This window comes from Pseudomonas sp. SZ57 (assembly GCF_009495975.1).
Classification (GTDB): Bacteria; Pseudomonadota; Gammaproteobacteria; order Pseudomonadales; family Pseudomonadaceae; genus Aquipseudomonas; species Aquipseudomonas syringae.
On the sequence record NZ_WIBD01000003.1, the window covers coordinates 627,807 to 643,311 of the forward strand.

Sequence of the window (15,505 nt, forward strand, 5' to 3'; positions counted from 1 at the left end):
CTACGGTTCAGTCGTGATTCAGCTTAGTAACACCTATCGGCAGCGCACGCAAAAACTGTCGTAAATGCACGCATTACGTTACAGATGTGATGATAGGGTTTCAAAGGGCTTTGGAAATAGTCTTTTTTGTCAGACAGTTAGCCGTTGCCCGCGCTGCTTTTTTACCGGAAACAAAAAAGGCCACTCTTTCGAGTAGCCTTTCTTGATGTTTGGTTGCGGGAGCCGGATTTGAACCGACGACCTTCGGGTTATGAGCCCGACGAGCTACCAGACTGCTCCATCCCGCGTCTGTGTGGCGGCATTCTACAGCCGAACGCTGAAGTGTCAACCCTTAATCCGTAAAGCATGCAAATGAGTAGCAGATTGTGCAGATTTTGCACGATTGGATCGGATGCGCGGTTTTCAGGGCAGCATGCCTGCGTGGAGCATTATCAGGAAAGCGTAAGGCCAGGCCGTCAGGATTTACCGCAGGGCGCCGGGGAGCGCTGTATATCTGCGCGAGGCATGGCCCGATGTCCGGGCTTGAGAAGGGTGCTTTTCAGGCGCGCACAAAAAAGGCCACTCTTTCGAGTAGCCTTTCTTGATGTTTGGTTGCGGGAGCCGGATTTGAACCGACGACCTTCGGGTTATGAGCCCGACGAGCTACCAGACTGCTCCATCCCGCGTCTGTGTGGCGGCATTCTACAGAGAGATGACGAGGTGTCAATGGTTAGTTTCAAAAAAGTGCTTTTTCTTCAAATGCTTAGCGGATCCAGATGATCGGTCTGCACGGTATCGGCGCTTGCATGACGGGGCTTTGCAGCTGTTTCGGTCATACATGATGGGCTTTTGACTGCTTTTCATGGCGGCCTTTCGCATCATTGGATGTTACTTGGCGGTACGAATGAGATACTGCGCGGCCATTGATTGCAAAATCCCATCAGGTCATGACGCAGCGCAAAATCATCCACATCGACTGTGACTGCTTTTATGCAGCCATTGAAATGCGTGACGAGCCCGACCTCGCTGGCAAGCCGCTGGCGGTAGGCGGCTCTGCGGAGCGGCGCGGGGTGATTGCGACCTGTAATTACGAGGCGCGCGCCTATGGCGTGCGTTCGGCCATGTCGTCCCGGCATGCGCTCAAGCTCTGCCCGGACCTGACCATCGTCAAGCCGCGCATGGATGCCTATAAAGAAGCATCGCGGGAAATCCACACGATCTTTCGCGATTACACCGACCTTATAGAGCCGTTGTCTCTGGATGAGGCTTTTCTGGACGTGTCCGATGCCGGGCACTTTTCCGGTAGCGCCACGCGTATCGCGCAGGACATCCGTCGTCGGGTCTCGAATCAGTTGCACATCACCGTGTCGGCGGGCGTTGCGCCCAACAAGTTTCTCGCCAAGATCGCCAGCGACTGGAAAAAGCCCAACGGGTTGTTCGTCATCACGCCGGATCAGGTCGAGGATTTCGTCGCTTCCTTGTCGGTCACCAAGCTTCATGGCGTAGGAAAAGTCACCGCAGACAAGCTCGGCCGGCTGGGTATCGTCGACTGCGCCGACCTGCGAAGCCGCAGCAAGCTCGCGCTGGTTCGCGAGTTCGGCAGCTTTGGTGAGCGCCTCTGGAGTCTGGCGCACGGGATCGATGATCGACCGGTGCAGAATGACAGCCGACGTCAGTCAGTCAGCGTTGAAAATACTTACGACACGGATCTGCCCGACCTGGCGGCCTGCCTGGAAAAGCTGCCCGACCTGCTGGAAACCCTGAGTGGCCGCATGGCCAGAATGGAAGGGCAGTACCGGCCCGGCAAGCCGTTCGTCAAAGTGAAGTTTCACGACTTTACGCAGACGACTCTGGAGCAGTCCGGAGCCGGCAGGGACCTGGGCAGTTATGAGCAGCTGCTGGCTCAGGCGTTCGCCCGCGGTGGCAAGCCGGTGCGCTTGCTGGGCATAGGCGTACGTTTGCACGATCTGCGTGCAGCCCATGAACAGCTGGAATTGTTCTCTCGATAATGAAAGGCCGCGGTTATACGCCGCGGCCTTTCATGTTACGGGCACTTGTTACTGGCTCTGGGCAGGAACGGCGACCAGGCGGCCAGCGTCTCTGGCGAGTGACTTGAGAAATTCCCCCTGCAGCTGTGGATCGTTGCGCGTCAGTTCGATGAGGTTCTGTTCCAGCTCGCTGGCTTCTTCTTCCAGCCCCATATCAGAAAGACGCTTGACGCGATGCACCCACTGGCTGACCTCATCATCTTCAAGGTCGTCGTAGATCAGGGCGTGCGCCTCCAGCAGCTTGCCGCGTAGCGAATGGCTGATGGGCAAACTGGCGCTCGTGTGCGCGCTGTCCTGATCGTCTTCGACGTTGATATAAATGCGAATGATGCGGCTCAGGTCCTGTTCGGCAAACGGACTGTCCAGCAGGTTCAGGCGCAGGATGCCGTTGCGGTCAGTGCTCATTTCGTGAGTTTCATTGCCGGCCTTGACCATCACCGGGCGTTCATTCCAGGGCAGGGTGGAGTTCTCGATCCGCTTGTCCTTCTGAACCTCGTCGATGCTCGCCAGATTCTGCTCGGCGCGACCGTGGGACGGGGCATTCATGAACGGGTTGAGACCTGCCACGCCATAGTGAATCCAGTCCTTGGTCATGCTTTCCGGCAAATTGCCCAGCGCAAACACGTTGACCACGTTGGCCCCGACACCTGCGACAACAGCGACTGCGCCGAGCGGGATCTCGTAGACCTCCCGCCACGGTTGGTAAGGCGTGTAGCGGTCATAGTGGCGGGTGACTTCAAAGTCGGTGACCTCGAACGATTTGTGCTCGTGAATCCGCACGCGGCGTTGCGGCAACTCCAGTGTCTTGGGTTCGCCGATATCGACTTGCAGGGTATGTTCGAGCAGTTTGCGTTCGACTCGCTCCTCGTGCTCGCTGCGCTGAGAGAGCTGGTTGGCACAGCCGCCGACGAGAAATGAGCCGCACAGAACGGCGCTGCCGAGGCTTAAGGTGCTTCGTTTGAGCATGGGATCTCTGATGCGGATTGGGCGAGTGAAGAGCGGCGCACCTGCGAGCAGGTGCGCCTTTTGACTCAGCGGTTCACTTTGCCCTGGATGAACGACAGCACGTCCGCGACTGCAATGGCTTGCGGTTGCGATTCGGTACGGCTCTTGTATTCCAGATTGCCTTCGGCCAGGCCTCGGTCGCTCACCACGATGCGGTGCGGGATACCGATCAGTTCCATGTCGGCGAACTTGATGCCCGGGCTGGTCTTCTTGTCGCGGTCGTCGAGCAATACTTCAAAACCGGCAGCCGTCAGGTCGGCGTACAGTTTGTCCGTTGCTTCACGAACGGCGTCTGTTTCGTAGCGCAGCGGGACCAGCGCAATCTGGAAAGGCGCGAGGGTATCGTTCCAGATGATGCCGTTTTCGTCGCTGTTCTGTTCGATGGCGGCTGCAACCACTCGGGAAACACCGATGCCGTAGCAACCCATCGCCAGATTGACCGGCTTGCCGTTTTCACCCAGCACCTGGCACTTCATCGCTTCGCTGTACTTGGTGCCCAGCTGGAAGATGTGACCCACTTCGATGCCGCGCTTGATTTCCAGCGTGCCCTTGCCGTCCGGGCTTGGGTCGCCCGCAACCACGTTGCGCAGGTCGGCAACGGTCGGAACCGGCAGATCGCGCTCCCAGTTGACGCCGAAATAGTGTTTGTCGTCGATGTTGGCACCGACGCTGAAGTCGCTCATCAGCTCGACAGAACGGTCGATGATGCACGGCAGTGGCAGGTTCAATGGGCCCAGTGAACCCGCGCCTGCGCCGATGGCGTCGCGCAGCTCGGCTTCGGACGCCATGACCAGCGGATTGGCGACCTGTTCCAGCTGACTGGCCTTGATTTCATTGAGTTCGTGATCGCCACGGATGATCAGGGCGATCAGCTTGCCTTCTTCGGCAGCATGCACCACCAGCGTCTTGACGGTTTTCTCGATTGGCAGACCGAAACCTTCGACCAGTTGGGCGATGGTCTTGGCGTTCGGCGTGTCGATCAGACGCAGCTCTTCGGTAGCGGCAGGGCGCGTCTTCTCGCGAGGAATCGCCTCGGCCTTTTCGATGTTGGCTGCATAGTCGGAGCCGTCGCTGAACACGATATCGTCTTCGCCGGATTCGGCCAGTACGTGGAATTCGTGCGAGCCTGCGCCGCCAATCGAGCCGTTATCCGCTTCGACCGGGCGGAACTTCAGGCCCAGTCGGGTGAAGATGTTGCTGTACGCCAGATGCATGCGGTCGTAGGTGACCTGCAGCGATTCGTGATCGGCGTGGAACGAGTAGGCGTCTTTCATGACGAACTCGCGTCCACGCATCAGGCCGAAGCGTGGGCGGATCTCGTCACGGAATTTGGTCTGGATCTGGTACATATTGATCGGCAGCTGTTTATAGCTGTTGAGCTCGTTGCGTGCCAGATCGGTGATGACTTCTTCGTGGGTCGGGCCCAGGCAGAACTCACGGTTGTGGCGGTCGACCAGACGCATCAGCTCCGGGCCATACTGCTCCCAGCGTCCGGATTCCTGCCACAGCTCTGCGGGTTGAATGCCGGGCATCAGAATTTCGAGTGCGCCTGCGGCGTTCATTTCTTCACGAACGATGGCTTCGACCTTGCGCAGTACGCGCAGGCCCATGGGCAGCCAGGTGTAGAGGCCGGAGGCCAGCTTGCGAATCATGCCGGCGCGCAGCATCAGCTGATGGCTGACCACGACCGCATCGGAAGGGGTTTCTTTCTGTGTGGCGAGCAAAAATTGACTGGTGCGCATGGTTGGCCGTTGTCGGTTGCTGAGACAGGAAATGACCTGGCATTGTACGGCGGTGCGCCGGTCGCGTACAGGGCGGGGCTGGCTTGCAGGTGGAGTTGAAGCGCTTTCATGGGCTCATGAAAAAGCCCGGCATGTGCCGGGCTTCTTCTATTAACGAGTGCTGAGCGGTGATTACAGGATCGAGATCGGGTAATCGACAATCAGGCGGAACTCGTTGACGTCGCCTTCGCCCTGGTCGGCGTTGGCGCGGTGCCATGCCTGACGCATACGGAAGGACAGATCTTTGGCCGGGCCAGTCTGTACGACGTATTTGGCTTCAAGGTTGGTTTCGTGGTGCTCGCCGTCTGCACCGTACAGGCCAGCATAAGCGCTGCCGGTAGGTGTTTTGGTGCCGTCGATGTCAGTACCCTTGATGTAGCGGGTCATGAAGCTCAGGCCTGGAACGCCGTACGGGGTCATGTTCAGGTCGTAGCGGACCTGCCAGGATTTTTCACCCGGACCGTTGAAGTCGGAGTACTGGATCGAGTTGTTCAGGAAGATCGAGTCGCCACCGCGGTTGTTGTCACCGATACCGATGTAGTCGAACGGCGTGTCACCGTTGATCTTCTGGAACGCCAGGGTCACGGTATGGGCAGCAAGGAACGAGTAGGCTGCGGAACCGGAAAACGCGGTGTTGCTGATCGAGCCGGCTTTGGCGCTGCCTTCGTCAACGGTGCGATAGATGTTCGCATCGAATGCCAGAGACTGATCATTGCCCAGGGGCAGGGCGTAGTTCACGTTACCGTAGTATTGATCCCAGACGTCTTCCAGCTTGGCGGCATAGAATGCAACACCCAGGCTGTCGGTAATCGCGTATTTACCACCAGCGAAATCAGCACTGTTGGCTTGGACGCCAGCATAAGTTGCCCAGATGCTGCCATTATGGCTGGTATCGTCCTGGCTGGTGCCTGAGTAGAAGTGCCCTGCTTCAAGATCAAGACCTGCGATCTCGCTACTTTGCAGGCTCAGACCGCTAGCTGTCTGAGGCAGCAGACGCGAGCCGCCAACCCCGAACACTGGGCTTGTAGGCTGCATGTCACCGATTTTCAACTCGGTCTTCGAAATGCGGAACTTGACTGCGCCGCCAGCTTTGGACTGGGTATTTTCGTTGTTACCAGCAGCGTCGGTGATCAGGTTGCCGGAACCCGAGTATTTGTCCGGGCCCCACAGCTTGACGCCAGCGTAGGCGAAAGCCTCGACGCCGACACCGATAGTGCCTTGGGTGTAGCCGGTGCTGAAGTTGGCCAGGATCCCTTGGGTCCAGTCGCGATCGTCGTCAGCGCCAGCTTTCTTGTCACGGTTGTAATAGTAATTGCGCAACTTCAGGTCAAGGGTGCTGCCTTCCACAAAGCCCTTGGCATCAGCCTGATCGCTGACGAAAGGTGCGGCTGTTGCCATTTGGGCGCTGGCTGCCGTAACGGCCAGTGCGATTGCGCTCCACTTCATCACTCTCATCGTGATTGCTCCTTTGGTTTTTAGAAGATTTGTCTGCCGTCCCACCTGTTTTTTTATCTGGGCGGCTCTTTCTATTTTTGTCGGCGGAATCTATATCACGCTGACTTGGGTTGCTATAGCTACAGCCTTATCCTTTCAGAATCTTTACGACGCGCAGCCGAGCTAGCCTGTAGTGGCATTCTGCACCTTGTCGGATCGATCAAAGTGCGGTCCGTCACGGCGTCCCTCAGGGTCGCAAGCCTTGTTTTTCCCTTGATTCTGTCACCCCTGTTTTCCGCCAGGGATGTCGTGATCATATGGGTGATAAAGCAACAAGCGTGCACAAAGTTTCCGAAAATGAAAAAATTTTGTGAAAAATCAGAATCAAGATCGCATTTTTGCTCCATCTAGCTGTTTTAACTGACTATTTTTATTTTTTGAAAATGCCTCTGGCTTTTCTGCACCAAGGGTGGTTTCTGCCCCTCTCGTCCAAAAACGTTACCGGTATAGGCTTACATTGAGTAGAAAACGAATCCGTTGTGTTGCTGTCGCAACAGCAGTGTGTGATTTTGGTGCATTCCCCATCGGGCTCGCCTGAACCTGGAGCATTGCTCTGGATGGCGGTCATGGTGATGCAATGGATGTTTCATTTTCATGTACGCGAGGCAGGCAATTGTAAGGCAGTGGTTCAAGGTGAGGCTGTTTACAGCAGGATCCGCCGTCAGCCAGTGGCGTCAAATCGGTGCGGCGACCGTTGTGGTTGGTGCATTCTGGTGCATAGGTGAAGCCTCACGCGAAGCCTAGTATCCTGCCCGTCTATCGCAGCACCCTGTTACCGACAGGGCAGGTGCATTCACCTGGCAATCAGGAGCTTTTTATCGTGTTCGTTCTGGATTCCCGTCTTCAACAAGACACCTTGCCGATTGGCGACTTTCCGCTGTGCCGGTTACTGCTCTCCAACGACAGCCACTACCCCTGGTTCATTCTGGTGCCGCGCCGCGCAGACATCACCGAAGTCTTTCAGCTGAGTGCAGCAGACCAGATGCAGTTGTGGCAGGAAACGAGTGCGCTGGCCAAGGTGCTTAACGAGCTCTTCGATGCGGATAAAATCAACGTTGCCGCCTTGGGCAACGTAGTGAGCCAGCTGCATATGCACGTCATCGTGCGCAAACGTGACGATGCCGCCTGGCCTGCGCCCGTGTGGGGCAAGCAGGCTGCCATCGCTTATACCGACGAGCAGCTCTCGGCAATCCGCCGGCAGCTGAAGCCGGTACTGACAAATGATTTTCGATTTGAGGAGGCGTAATCATGAGCCTTGAAGAGCGAGTCATGGAGCTTGAAAGCCGTATGGCCTTTCAGGACGATACGATCCAGGCACTCAATGACGTGCTGGTAAAGCAGCGGCGCGAGCTTGATCATCTGCAACTGCAGATGGCGGCGATGCTCAAGCGTCAGGAGGAAATGGGCAGTCAGTTCGAGACCTTCGAGGAAGATGCGCCGCCACCTCACTATTGATCGGCTGCCATAAAAAAACCGCGACTTCCGTCAGGAGGTCGCGGTTTTTTGTTGCTTGAAACAATCAGCGGCGGGGCAGGGCTGCAATGACATCTTCGGCCTGCAGGCCTTTGTCGCGGTTCATCACGGAAAATTCGACGCGCTGTCCTTCGACCAGTACGCGATGACCCTCACCGCGAATGGCGCGAAAATGCACGAAAATATCGTCGCCGGAATCCCGGGAGATGAAACCGAAGCCTTTGGAGGTGTTGAACCACTTTACGGTGCCAGTATCACGATTTCCCATATCGTGGCTTTGCGGCGCGGACGAGGGGGTGTAAGACCTGTAAAAGCTGACGCCCAGGTGCAGAGCGACGGCTACGATGGCGACAGCCAGGCTCACCAGAATGGCAGGTTGACCGGCGATGTCGGGTAGAGGAACAAGCAAGGTTAACGTTTGTACGATTACCGCGATGACAAGCAGCGCACTGACCAGATTTTGCAGATTATGACGCGGGCCTCGATTCCAGTAAGGAATGACCGGAGCGAGTATCAGGTTAAGCAGTCCTAGAAAAGCCAGGCAAATCGCGTCAGGATTTTGCAGGTAGAGAGATGCCGCTTCACTACGCAGGCTCGGTATGAAAGAAAGCAACAGGGCTGCCGCTCCCGTTACCAGATGGACGATTTTCAACATTTTAAAAAGCTCACATGCAAGAAGGATTACAAGAAATAGCTGGTAACGCCCGGTACGCTTCTGAACAAGATGAGGCGTGATGCACGGGCGCCGGGCCGGCCTATGTGCCAGCGCTGGATGACAACTCGTTGGCGACACGGCGTGTATTTAACAGCAAAGCCTGATCCTACTCAAATCAGCAATCGATAATGGTAAGGGGGCCTCTCCGGCCCTGGCAGTCCTCTGTCCTTTAATACGTCTGCGGATGCCGAAACAGAGCGCTCTGGCGTATTTTGCTGATGATTCTTCCAGGCGCGCGAGGATTTTCTGCCCCAGGCGCCCGCTTTAGCCCCTTGTGAATAGCCGTGGGGCTGGTGTGAGTCGCTGCCAGCAGACATCGTCCTGCCAACGGAAAGCTGCGCCATTCGGGTTCTCTTGATAGAGTAGTCGTCTTTACTGCTTTTCAATCCTCACCAAAAGGGCATGAAACATGGCAATCGATATCGGTATCAGTGAAGAGGATCGCAAATCGATCGTGGACGGTCTGTCGCATCTGCTGTCGGATACTTATGTGCTTTACCTCAAGACTCACAACTTTCACTGGAATGTCAGCGGGCCGATGTTTCGCACGCTGCATTTGATGTTCGAAGAACAGTATAACGAACTGGCACTGGCGGTTGATTCCATCGCCGAGCGTATTCGTGCTCTGGGCTTTCCGGCGCCGGGTACTTATTCGACGTATGCGCGCCTGTCTTCCATCAAGGAAGAAGAAGGCGTACCCAGTGCTGAAGATATGATCAAAAGTCTGGTGCAGGGTCAAGAGGCTGTTGTCCGTACTGCTCGTAGTATCTTTCCTCTTCTGGATAAGGTTAGTGATGAGCCGACGGCTGACCTGCTGACGCAACGCATGCAGGTTCATGAGAAAACCGCCTGGATGCTGCGCTCGATGCTTGAGTCCAAGTAACGGCCAGGGACGAGTGGCTTCAAGTGCTACTCGTCCCGTTCCTGAGTTGTTCTTCGCCCGTCACACCTGTCACTTCCTGCACCTGCTTTCATTGCGCAATCGCTCGGGCAAGCCGAAGCCCAGCAGTCGCGCAGCTGCGCTGCAGCTCTCCTCGCTTTTATTGGTGTCCCCTTCAGGGTTAATAACGATATTCCGTTGTTTCCTGTAGCCATCTCCTACAGTGACAACGTGTAGGGGCTTCTGGCTATAAAATCGCCAATCATGTTTTATACATCGGGACATTTATTTGTTTTTGAATATTTCTTTTGGTGTTTAAAATTCAATGATTCGAAGGTGGCGGTTATGATGTTACGAAGTGCTGAGCGAGAGCTTAAGTTGCTGCACCGAGAGGTGGAAATACGCCATGATCCTTTTGTCGAGGATTTCAATATGACGCTGGCACAGCCGCACTCAAAATCCGTTCGACTTAACGGCCTGGCGACGTGCCTGCGTCTGGAGAAAGTGTACTGGAACATTCTTTCAGGTATCGCCAGTAGTAATGAGTGCTCCGTCAATGCGGTACTGTCCTACATTGATCGGGAGGTTCACTTACGGTACGGAGGTGTGAAGAATTTCAGTGGTTTGATTCGTGTTGTCTGTGTGGCGCATCTTTTGAAGGGCGACTGCCTGGAAAATTCTCACGTCTAGCGTGGCTTTATCCTCATTCCTGTGGGCTCGCTCAGGTGGGCCTGCGCTTTCCCCCGCAGCGCGAGCGAACGGCTCGGCTGCGCGGGGTGATCATGAGCTTATCCGGTCGTTAATAGGTTCGTCCGGCTGCACGGTGCCAATTAACTCTATATAATCCTCCGTCTTGCTAGCGGGCGTGACTCTGCGTGGGCCAGGGCCGGCTTTAGCCTTGTGCCGGTGCCTTGTACCTCTGAGCGCAAGCCAGGAGCGAAATCGCCACCGAATTCGAATTACGAGAAGTGAAAACACCATCATGATGCGCAGCCATTATTGCGGCCAACTGAACGAGAGTCTGGAAGGCCAGGAAATTACCCTTTGCGGATGGGTCCACCGTCGTCGTGACCACGGGGGCGTTATCTTCCTCGATATCCGCGACCGTGAAGGCATGGCTCAAGTCGTGTTCGACCCGGATCGTGCCGACAGCTTCGCTGCCGCTGATCGCGTGCGCAGCGAGTACGTGGTCAAGGTCGTGGGCAAGGTTCGTGCTCGTCCGGCAGGTGCCGTGAACGCGAACATGGCGTCAGGCGCCATCGAGGTTCTGGGTTACGAGCTCGAGGTGTTGAACGAGTCCGAAACGCCGCCGTTCCCGCTGAATGAGTATTCCGACGTGGGCGAGGAAACACGTCTGCGTTATCGCTTCATCGATCTTCGCCGTCCGGAAATGGCCGAGAAGCTGCGTCTGCGTTCGCGCATCACTACCAGTATCCGTCGCTATCTGGATGACAACGGCTTCCTCGACGTCGAGACGCCGATCCTGACCCGCGCCACCCCGGAAGGCGCTCGCGACTATCTGGTGCCAAGCCGCACACACCCGGGCAGCTTCTTTGCTCTGCCGCAATCGCCTCAGCTGTTCAAGCAGCTGCTGATGGTGGCTGGCTTCGACCGTTACTACCAGATCGCCAAGTGCTTCCGCGACGAAGACCTGCGTGCTGACCGTCAGCCGGAATTCACCCAGATCGACATCGAAACCAGCTTCCTTAATGAAGAGGACATCATCGGTCTGACCGAGAAGATGGTTCGTCAGCTGTTCAAGGAAGTTCTGGACCTGGAGTTCGGTGATTTCCCGCACATGACCTTCGAAGAGGCCATGCGCCGCTACGGTTCCGACAAGCCGGACCTGCGCAACCCGCTGGAACTGGTGGATGTTGCCGATCAGCTCACCGGCGTGGAATTCAAGGTGTTCAGCGGCCCGGCCAACGATCCCAAGGGACGCGTTGCCGCACTGCGTGTACCGGGCGCCGCCAGCATGGCGCGCAGCCAGATCGACGACTACACCAAGTTCGTCAGCATCTATGGTGCCAAGGGTCTGGCCTACATCAAGGTCAACGAGCGCGCTAAGGGGCCGGAAGGCTTGCAGTCGCCGATCGTCAAGTTCATTCCGGAAGACAACCTGAACGTCATCCTCGATCGTGTTGGTGCGGTTGATGGCGACATCGTTTTCTTCGGTGCGGACAAGTTCAAGATCGTCAGCGAGGCCCTTGGTGCGCTGCGTATCAAGATCGGCAATGACCTCAAGCTGCACACTTGCGAGTGGGCACCGATGTGGGTCGTTGACTTCCCGATGTTCGAAGAAAACGACGACGGCAGCTTCACCGCGTTGCACCACCCCTTCACGGCGCCCAAGTGCACGCCTGAAGAGCTGGAGGCCAACCCGGCGACCGCGCTGTCGCGTGCCTACGACATGGTGCTCAACGGCACCGAGCTGGGCGGCGGTTCGATCCGTATCCATCGCAAGGAAATGCAACAGGCGGTCTTCCGTCTGCTGGGCATTGCCGAAGACGAGCAGCAGGAGAAGTTCGGCTTCCTGCTCGATGCCTTGAAATACGGCGCGCCACCGCACGGTGGTCTGGCTTTCGGTCTGGACCGTCTGGTAATGCTGATGACCGGCGCGCAATCGATTCGTGAAGTGATTGCGTTCCCGAAAACCCAGAGCGCGGCCGATGTCATGACCCAGGCGCCTGGCGTTGTCGATGCCAAAGCGTTGCGCGAGCTGCACATCCGTCTGCGCGAGCAGCCGAAGGCCGAGTGATGCCGGACAGGGCGTATCGTCGATACGCCCTGTATCTGCCCTTATTGAGTGAAGCTTTTTGCCCGGTTTTTCAGGGCGAAAGGTGAAGGTGTTTCAAAAAGAATCTGGAGCGAAAAATGGCAGGTCATTCTAAGTGGGCGAACATCAAGCACCGCAAAGAGCGTCAGGATGCCAAGAAAGGCAAGATTTTCACCAAGTGGATCCGTGAGCTGACCGTTGCTGCGCGTCAGGGTGGCGGTGATCCCGGCTCCAACCCGCGTCTGCGGTTGGCGCTGGACAAGGCGCTTGGTGCGAACATGACCCGTGACACCATTGATCGTGCGGTGGCGCGAGGAGTAGGGGCCTCCGACGGTGATGATGTCGAAGAGCTGGGTTACGAGGGCTATGGTCCGGGCGGCGTGGCGGTCATGGTTGAAACCATGACCGACAACCGCAATCGTACTGCGGCGGCTGTACGTCATGCGTTCACCAAATGCGGCGGCAATCTCGGCACAGACGGTTCTGTTGCCTACCTGTTCGATCGCAAGGGCCAGATCTCCTTCGCTGCCGGTGTCGATGAGGATTCGCTGATCGAGGCTGCCATGGAGGCCGATGCTGACGATGTCGTGACCAATGAAGACGGCTCGATCGATGTGTTCACCTCGTTCTCCGGGTTTTATGCGGTGCGTAACGCATTGGAGGCAGCGGGCTTCAAGGCTGCAGATGCAGAGATCGTCATGCTGCCGACCACCAGCGCTGTGCTTGATCTGGAAACCGCCGAAAAGGTACTCAAGCTGATTGATATGCTCGAAGACCTGGATGACGTGCAGAACGTCTATTCAAACGCGGAAATCCCGGACGAAGTGATGGAACAGCTGGGCTGATCGCTCACAGGCAACACCAGGTCGGAAGCCGGGGGAACGAAGCTGTGAGCAACGCGCAGCTATCGGCCCCCGGCTTCTGCCTTTATGCTGCACCTATTGTTTTGCGTGACCTTCTCAAGCTGCAGGCGTTATGACTCTTATTCTTGGTATCGATCCCGGTTCGCGAATTACCGGCTATGGCGTGGTACGCGACACCGGACGCGGCTGTGTCTATGTTGCGTCGGGCTGCATCCGCACTGGCAGCGGCGAGCTGCACGAGCGTTTGCAGATCGTTTATCGCGGTGTGCGGGAGGTCATCAAGACCTACGGACCGGTGACGATGGGCATCGAGAAGGTTTTCATGGCGCGTAACGCCGATTCGGCATTGAAGCTGGGGCAGGCCAGGGGCGCAGCCATCGTGGCGGGTGCCGAGGAAGCGCTGGAAATTGCCGAATACACCGCAACCCAGGTCAAGCAGGCCGTTGCAGGAACCGGCGGTGCCAATAAAGAACAGGTGATGATGATGGTCATGCATCTGCTCAAGCTTACCCAAAAGCCGCAAATCGATGCGTCCGATGCCCTTGCCATCGCCCTGTGCCACGCGCATACGCGCTCCAGTCTGATTCCTCACGGGTTGGCCACTGCGCGCAGTCGCGGCGGCCGCTTGCGGCTCTGACTGGCATTATGTGTCCGCATATTTTCTATGATGACGGTGTTCAACTTCTTCGCGCGAGCGACAGGCAACACGAAAGGATCTGAAACGTGATTGGACGTTTACGCGGCTCTCTCGCCGAAAAGCAGCCTCCGCATCTGGTGCTGGATGTCAACGGTGTCGGCTATGAGGTGGAAGTGCCGATGACCACCCTGTACCGGTTGCCGCATGTTGGCGAGACGGTGACGTTGCACACCCACCTGGTGGTCCGTGAGGACGCGCACCTTTTGTACGGCTTCTACGAAAAGCGCGAGCGCGAGCTGTTTCGTGAGCTGATCCGGCTCAATGGCGTCGGCCCCAAGCTGGCACTGGCGCTGATGTCCGGTCTGGAAGTCGATGAGCTGGTGCGTTGCGTGCAGGCGCAGGACACGTCGGCGCTGACGCGCATTCCCGGCGTGGGCAAGAAGACCGCCGAGCGTCTGCTGGTCGAGCTCAAGGATCGTTTCAAGGCCTGGGAGTCCTTGCCAGGGACCTTTACGCTGGTTTCCAATGGCCCCAATCAGGCTGAGCCTGTAGCGTCGGCAGAATCCGATGCGGTCAGCGCACTGATTTCGCTGGGCTACAAACCTCAGGAGGCGAGCAAGGCTGTCTCCGCCATCAAGGAAAAAGATTTGAGCAGTGCGGATCTGATTCGCCGTGCGTTGAAGGGGATGGGTTAAGTGATAGACGCCGACCGCCTGATAACCGCCACTGGTGGCCGTGATCGTGATGAACAGATGGACCGCGCGATTCGGCCACTGAGCCTCGCGGACTACATCGGCCAGCCGACCGTGCGCGAGCAGATGGAGTTGTTCATCCAGGCTGCCCGTGGTCGCAGCGAAGCGCTGGACCACACGCTGATCTTCGGTCCGCCCGGCCTGGGCAAGACCACGCTCGCCAATATCATCGCCCAGGAAATGGGCGTGTCGATCAAGAGTACGTCCGGCCCGGTCCTCGAGCGGCCCGGCGATCTGGCCGCGATCCTGACCAATCTCGAACCCAATGACGTGCTGTTCATCGACGAGATCCATCGTCTGTCGCCGATCGTCGAGGAAGTGCTTTACCCGGCAATGGAAGACTTCCAGCTCGACATCATGATCGGTGAGGGTCCGGCAGCGCGTTCGATCAAGCTTGATCTACCGCCGTTCACGCTGGTCGGCGCGACCACTCGTGCCGGCATGCTGACCAATCCGTTGCGCGACCGCTTCGGCATCGTGCAGCGACTCGAGTTTTACAACATCGCTGATCTTTCGACGATTGTCTCGCGCTCGGCAGGCATTCTGGGTTTGGTCATCGAGCCGCAGGGCGCTTTCGAGATTGCCAGGCGCGCCCGTGGCACGCCGCGTATCGCCAACCGCCTGTTGCGTCGCGTACGGGATTTTGCCGAAGTTCGTGGCAACGGGCAGATTACCCGGCAGACAGCCGATAAGGCCCTCAACCTGCTGGACGTCGACGAGCACGGCTTCGATCATCAGGACCGGCGTTTGCTGCTGACCATGATCGAGAAGTTCGACGGTGGTCCGGTGGGCGTGGACAGCCTGGCGGCGGCCATCAGCGAAGAGCGTCATACGATCGAAGACGTACTCGAGCCCTATTTGATCCAGCAAGGCTATATCATGCGCACACCTCGAGGGCGTGTGGTGACCCGGCATGCGTATCTGCATTTCGGCCTGAATATCCCGTCGAGGATGGGCGAGATACCGGTACCGGATGATTTTGGCGACGAGCCTGTGGATTTATAGCGATGCTTTGCAATTTATTTGCAGTCTGCGTGGTCACATTGCCAGTCCTGCCGCCGATACCTGTAACTAAGTGGCAAAACGTTGAAAAACAGTTGCC

The 15,505-nt window shown here is 57.2% G+C and carries 14 protein-coding genes and 2 tRNA genes; 10 read left to right on the forward strand and 6 right to left on the reverse strand.

Translation table 11 applies throughout. From position 1 onward, the window contains the following. Positions 1 to 210: 210 nt before the first annotated feature. Together GE543_RS06515 and GE543_RS06520 are read right to left on the reverse strand one after the other, a co-directional pair. Positions 211 to 287, reverse strand: a tRNA-Met gene (locus GE543_RS06515). A 301-nt stretch (positions 288 to 588) separates the two neighbouring features. After that, a tRNA-Met gene (locus GE543_RS06520) sits at positions 589 to 665 on the reverse strand. A 261-nt stretch (positions 666 to 926) separates the two neighbouring features. On the opposite strand from GE543_RS06520, the gene dinB reads away from it, so the two are divergent. Then, on the forward strand, positions 927 to 1,988 hold the full coding sequence (dinB, locus tag GE543_RS06525) for a DNA polymerase IV (RefSeq protein WP_046236774.1): 1,062 nt from the start codon (positions 927 to 929) through the stop codon (positions 1,986 to 1,988). Between the two features lie 48 nt (positions 1,989 to 2,036). On the opposite strand, the gene GE543_RS06530 is transcribed toward dinB, so the two are convergent. The 3 genes from GE543_RS06530 to GE543_RS06540 form a co-directional block, all read right to left on the reverse strand. Beyond that, positions 2,037 to 2,993, reverse strand: coding sequence for a hypothetical protein (locus tag GE543_RS06530; RefSeq protein WP_153221030.1), 957 nt, complete (start codon positions 2,991 to 2,993; stop codon positions 2,037 to 2,039). A gap of 65 nt (positions 2,994 to 3,058) precedes the next feature. Then, complete coding sequence (locus GE543_RS06535; protein ID WP_103688363.1) at positions 3,059 to 4,774, reverse strand: proline--tRNA ligase; 1,716 nt, start codon at positions 4,772 to 4,774, stop codon at positions 3,059 to 3,061. Between the two features lie 171 nt (positions 4,775 to 4,945). Continuing rightward, positions 4,946 to 6,268: an OprD family porin gene (locus GE543_RS06540; protein ID WP_003409388.1), complete on the reverse strand. Its 1,323-nt coding sequence runs from the start codon at positions 6,266 to 6,268 to the stop codon at positions 4,946 to 4,948. An 859-nt stretch (positions 6,269 to 7,127) separates the two neighbouring features. Between GE543_RS06540 and GE543_RS06545 the strand changes: the two genes are divergently transcribed. Continuing rightward, positions 7,128 to 7,553 carry an HIT family protein gene (locus GE543_RS06545; protein ID WP_371927105.1) on the forward strand — a complete coding sequence of 142 codons (426 nt, stop codon included), beginning with the start codon at positions 7,128 to 7,130 and terminating at the stop codon, positions 7,551 to 7,553. A 2-nt stretch (positions 7,554 to 7,555) separates the two neighbouring features. Continuing rightward, positions 7,556 to 7,762, forward strand: a complete 207-nt coding sequence (locus tag GE543_RS06550; RefSeq protein ID WP_003364741.1) for a SlyX family protein — start codon at positions 7,556 to 7,558, stop codon at positions 7,760 to 7,762. 64 nt (positions 7,763 to 7,826) lie between these two features. On the opposite strand, the gene GE543_RS27625 is transcribed toward GE543_RS06550, so the two are convergent. Continuing rightward, positions 7,827 to 8,435, reverse strand: coding sequence for a cold-shock protein (locus GE543_RS27625; protein ID WP_003409391.1), 609 nt, complete (start codon positions 8,433 to 8,435; stop codon positions 7,827 to 7,829). 469 nt (positions 8,436 to 8,904) lie between these two features. Here GE543_RS27625 and GE543_RS06560 point away from each other — a divergent pair, with 469 nt between their 5' ends. The 7 genes from GE543_RS06560 to ruvB all read left to right on the forward strand — a co-directional run bounded on the left by GE543_RS06560 (position 8,905) and on the right by ruvB (position 15,408). Beyond that, positions 8,905 to 9,378: a Dps family protein gene (locus GE543_RS06560; RefSeq protein WP_003314356.1), complete on the forward strand. Its 474-nt coding sequence runs from the start codon at positions 8,905 to 8,907 to the stop codon at positions 9,376 to 9,378. Between the two features lie 342 nt (positions 9,379 to 9,720). Further along, positions 9,721 to 10,065, forward strand: coding sequence for a ribbon-helix-helix domain-containing protein (locus GE543_RS06565; RefSeq protein WP_003314357.1), 345 nt, complete (start codon positions 9,721 to 9,723; stop codon positions 10,063 to 10,065). Between the two features lie 292 nt (positions 10,066 to 10,357). Beyond that, a complete protein-coding gene (gene aspS, locus GE543_RS06570; protein WP_002554661.1) occupies positions 10,358 to 12,133 on the forward strand; it encodes an aspartate--tRNA ligase in 1,776 nt (591 codons plus the stop codon). A gap of 116 nt (positions 12,134 to 12,249) precedes the next feature. After that, a complete protein-coding gene (locus GE543_RS06575) occupies positions 12,250 to 12,996 on the forward strand; it encodes a YebC/PmpR family DNA-binding transcriptional regulator (protein WP_003314360.1) in 747 nt (248 codons plus the stop codon). 130 nt (positions 12,997 to 13,126) lie between these two features. After that, on the forward strand, positions 13,127 to 13,651 hold the full coding sequence (gene ruvC, locus GE543_RS06580; RefSeq protein WP_003314361.1) for a crossover junction endodeoxyribonuclease RuvC: 525 nt from the start codon (positions 13,127 to 13,129) through the stop codon (positions 13,649 to 13,651). 86 nt (positions 13,652 to 13,737) lie between these two features. Further along, positions 13,738 to 14,346, forward strand: coding sequence for a Holliday junction branch migration protein RuvA (ruvA, locus tag GE543_RS06585; RefSeq protein WP_003364731.1), 609 nt, complete (start codon positions 13,738 to 13,740; stop codon positions 14,344 to 14,346). Beyond that, complete coding sequence (gene ruvB, locus GE543_RS06590) at positions 14,347 to 15,408, forward strand: Holliday junction branch migration DNA helicase RuvB (protein WP_003409396.1); 1,062 nt, start codon at positions 14,347 to 14,349, stop codon at positions 15,406 to 15,408. Positions 15,409 to 15,505: the final 97 nt, after the last annotated feature.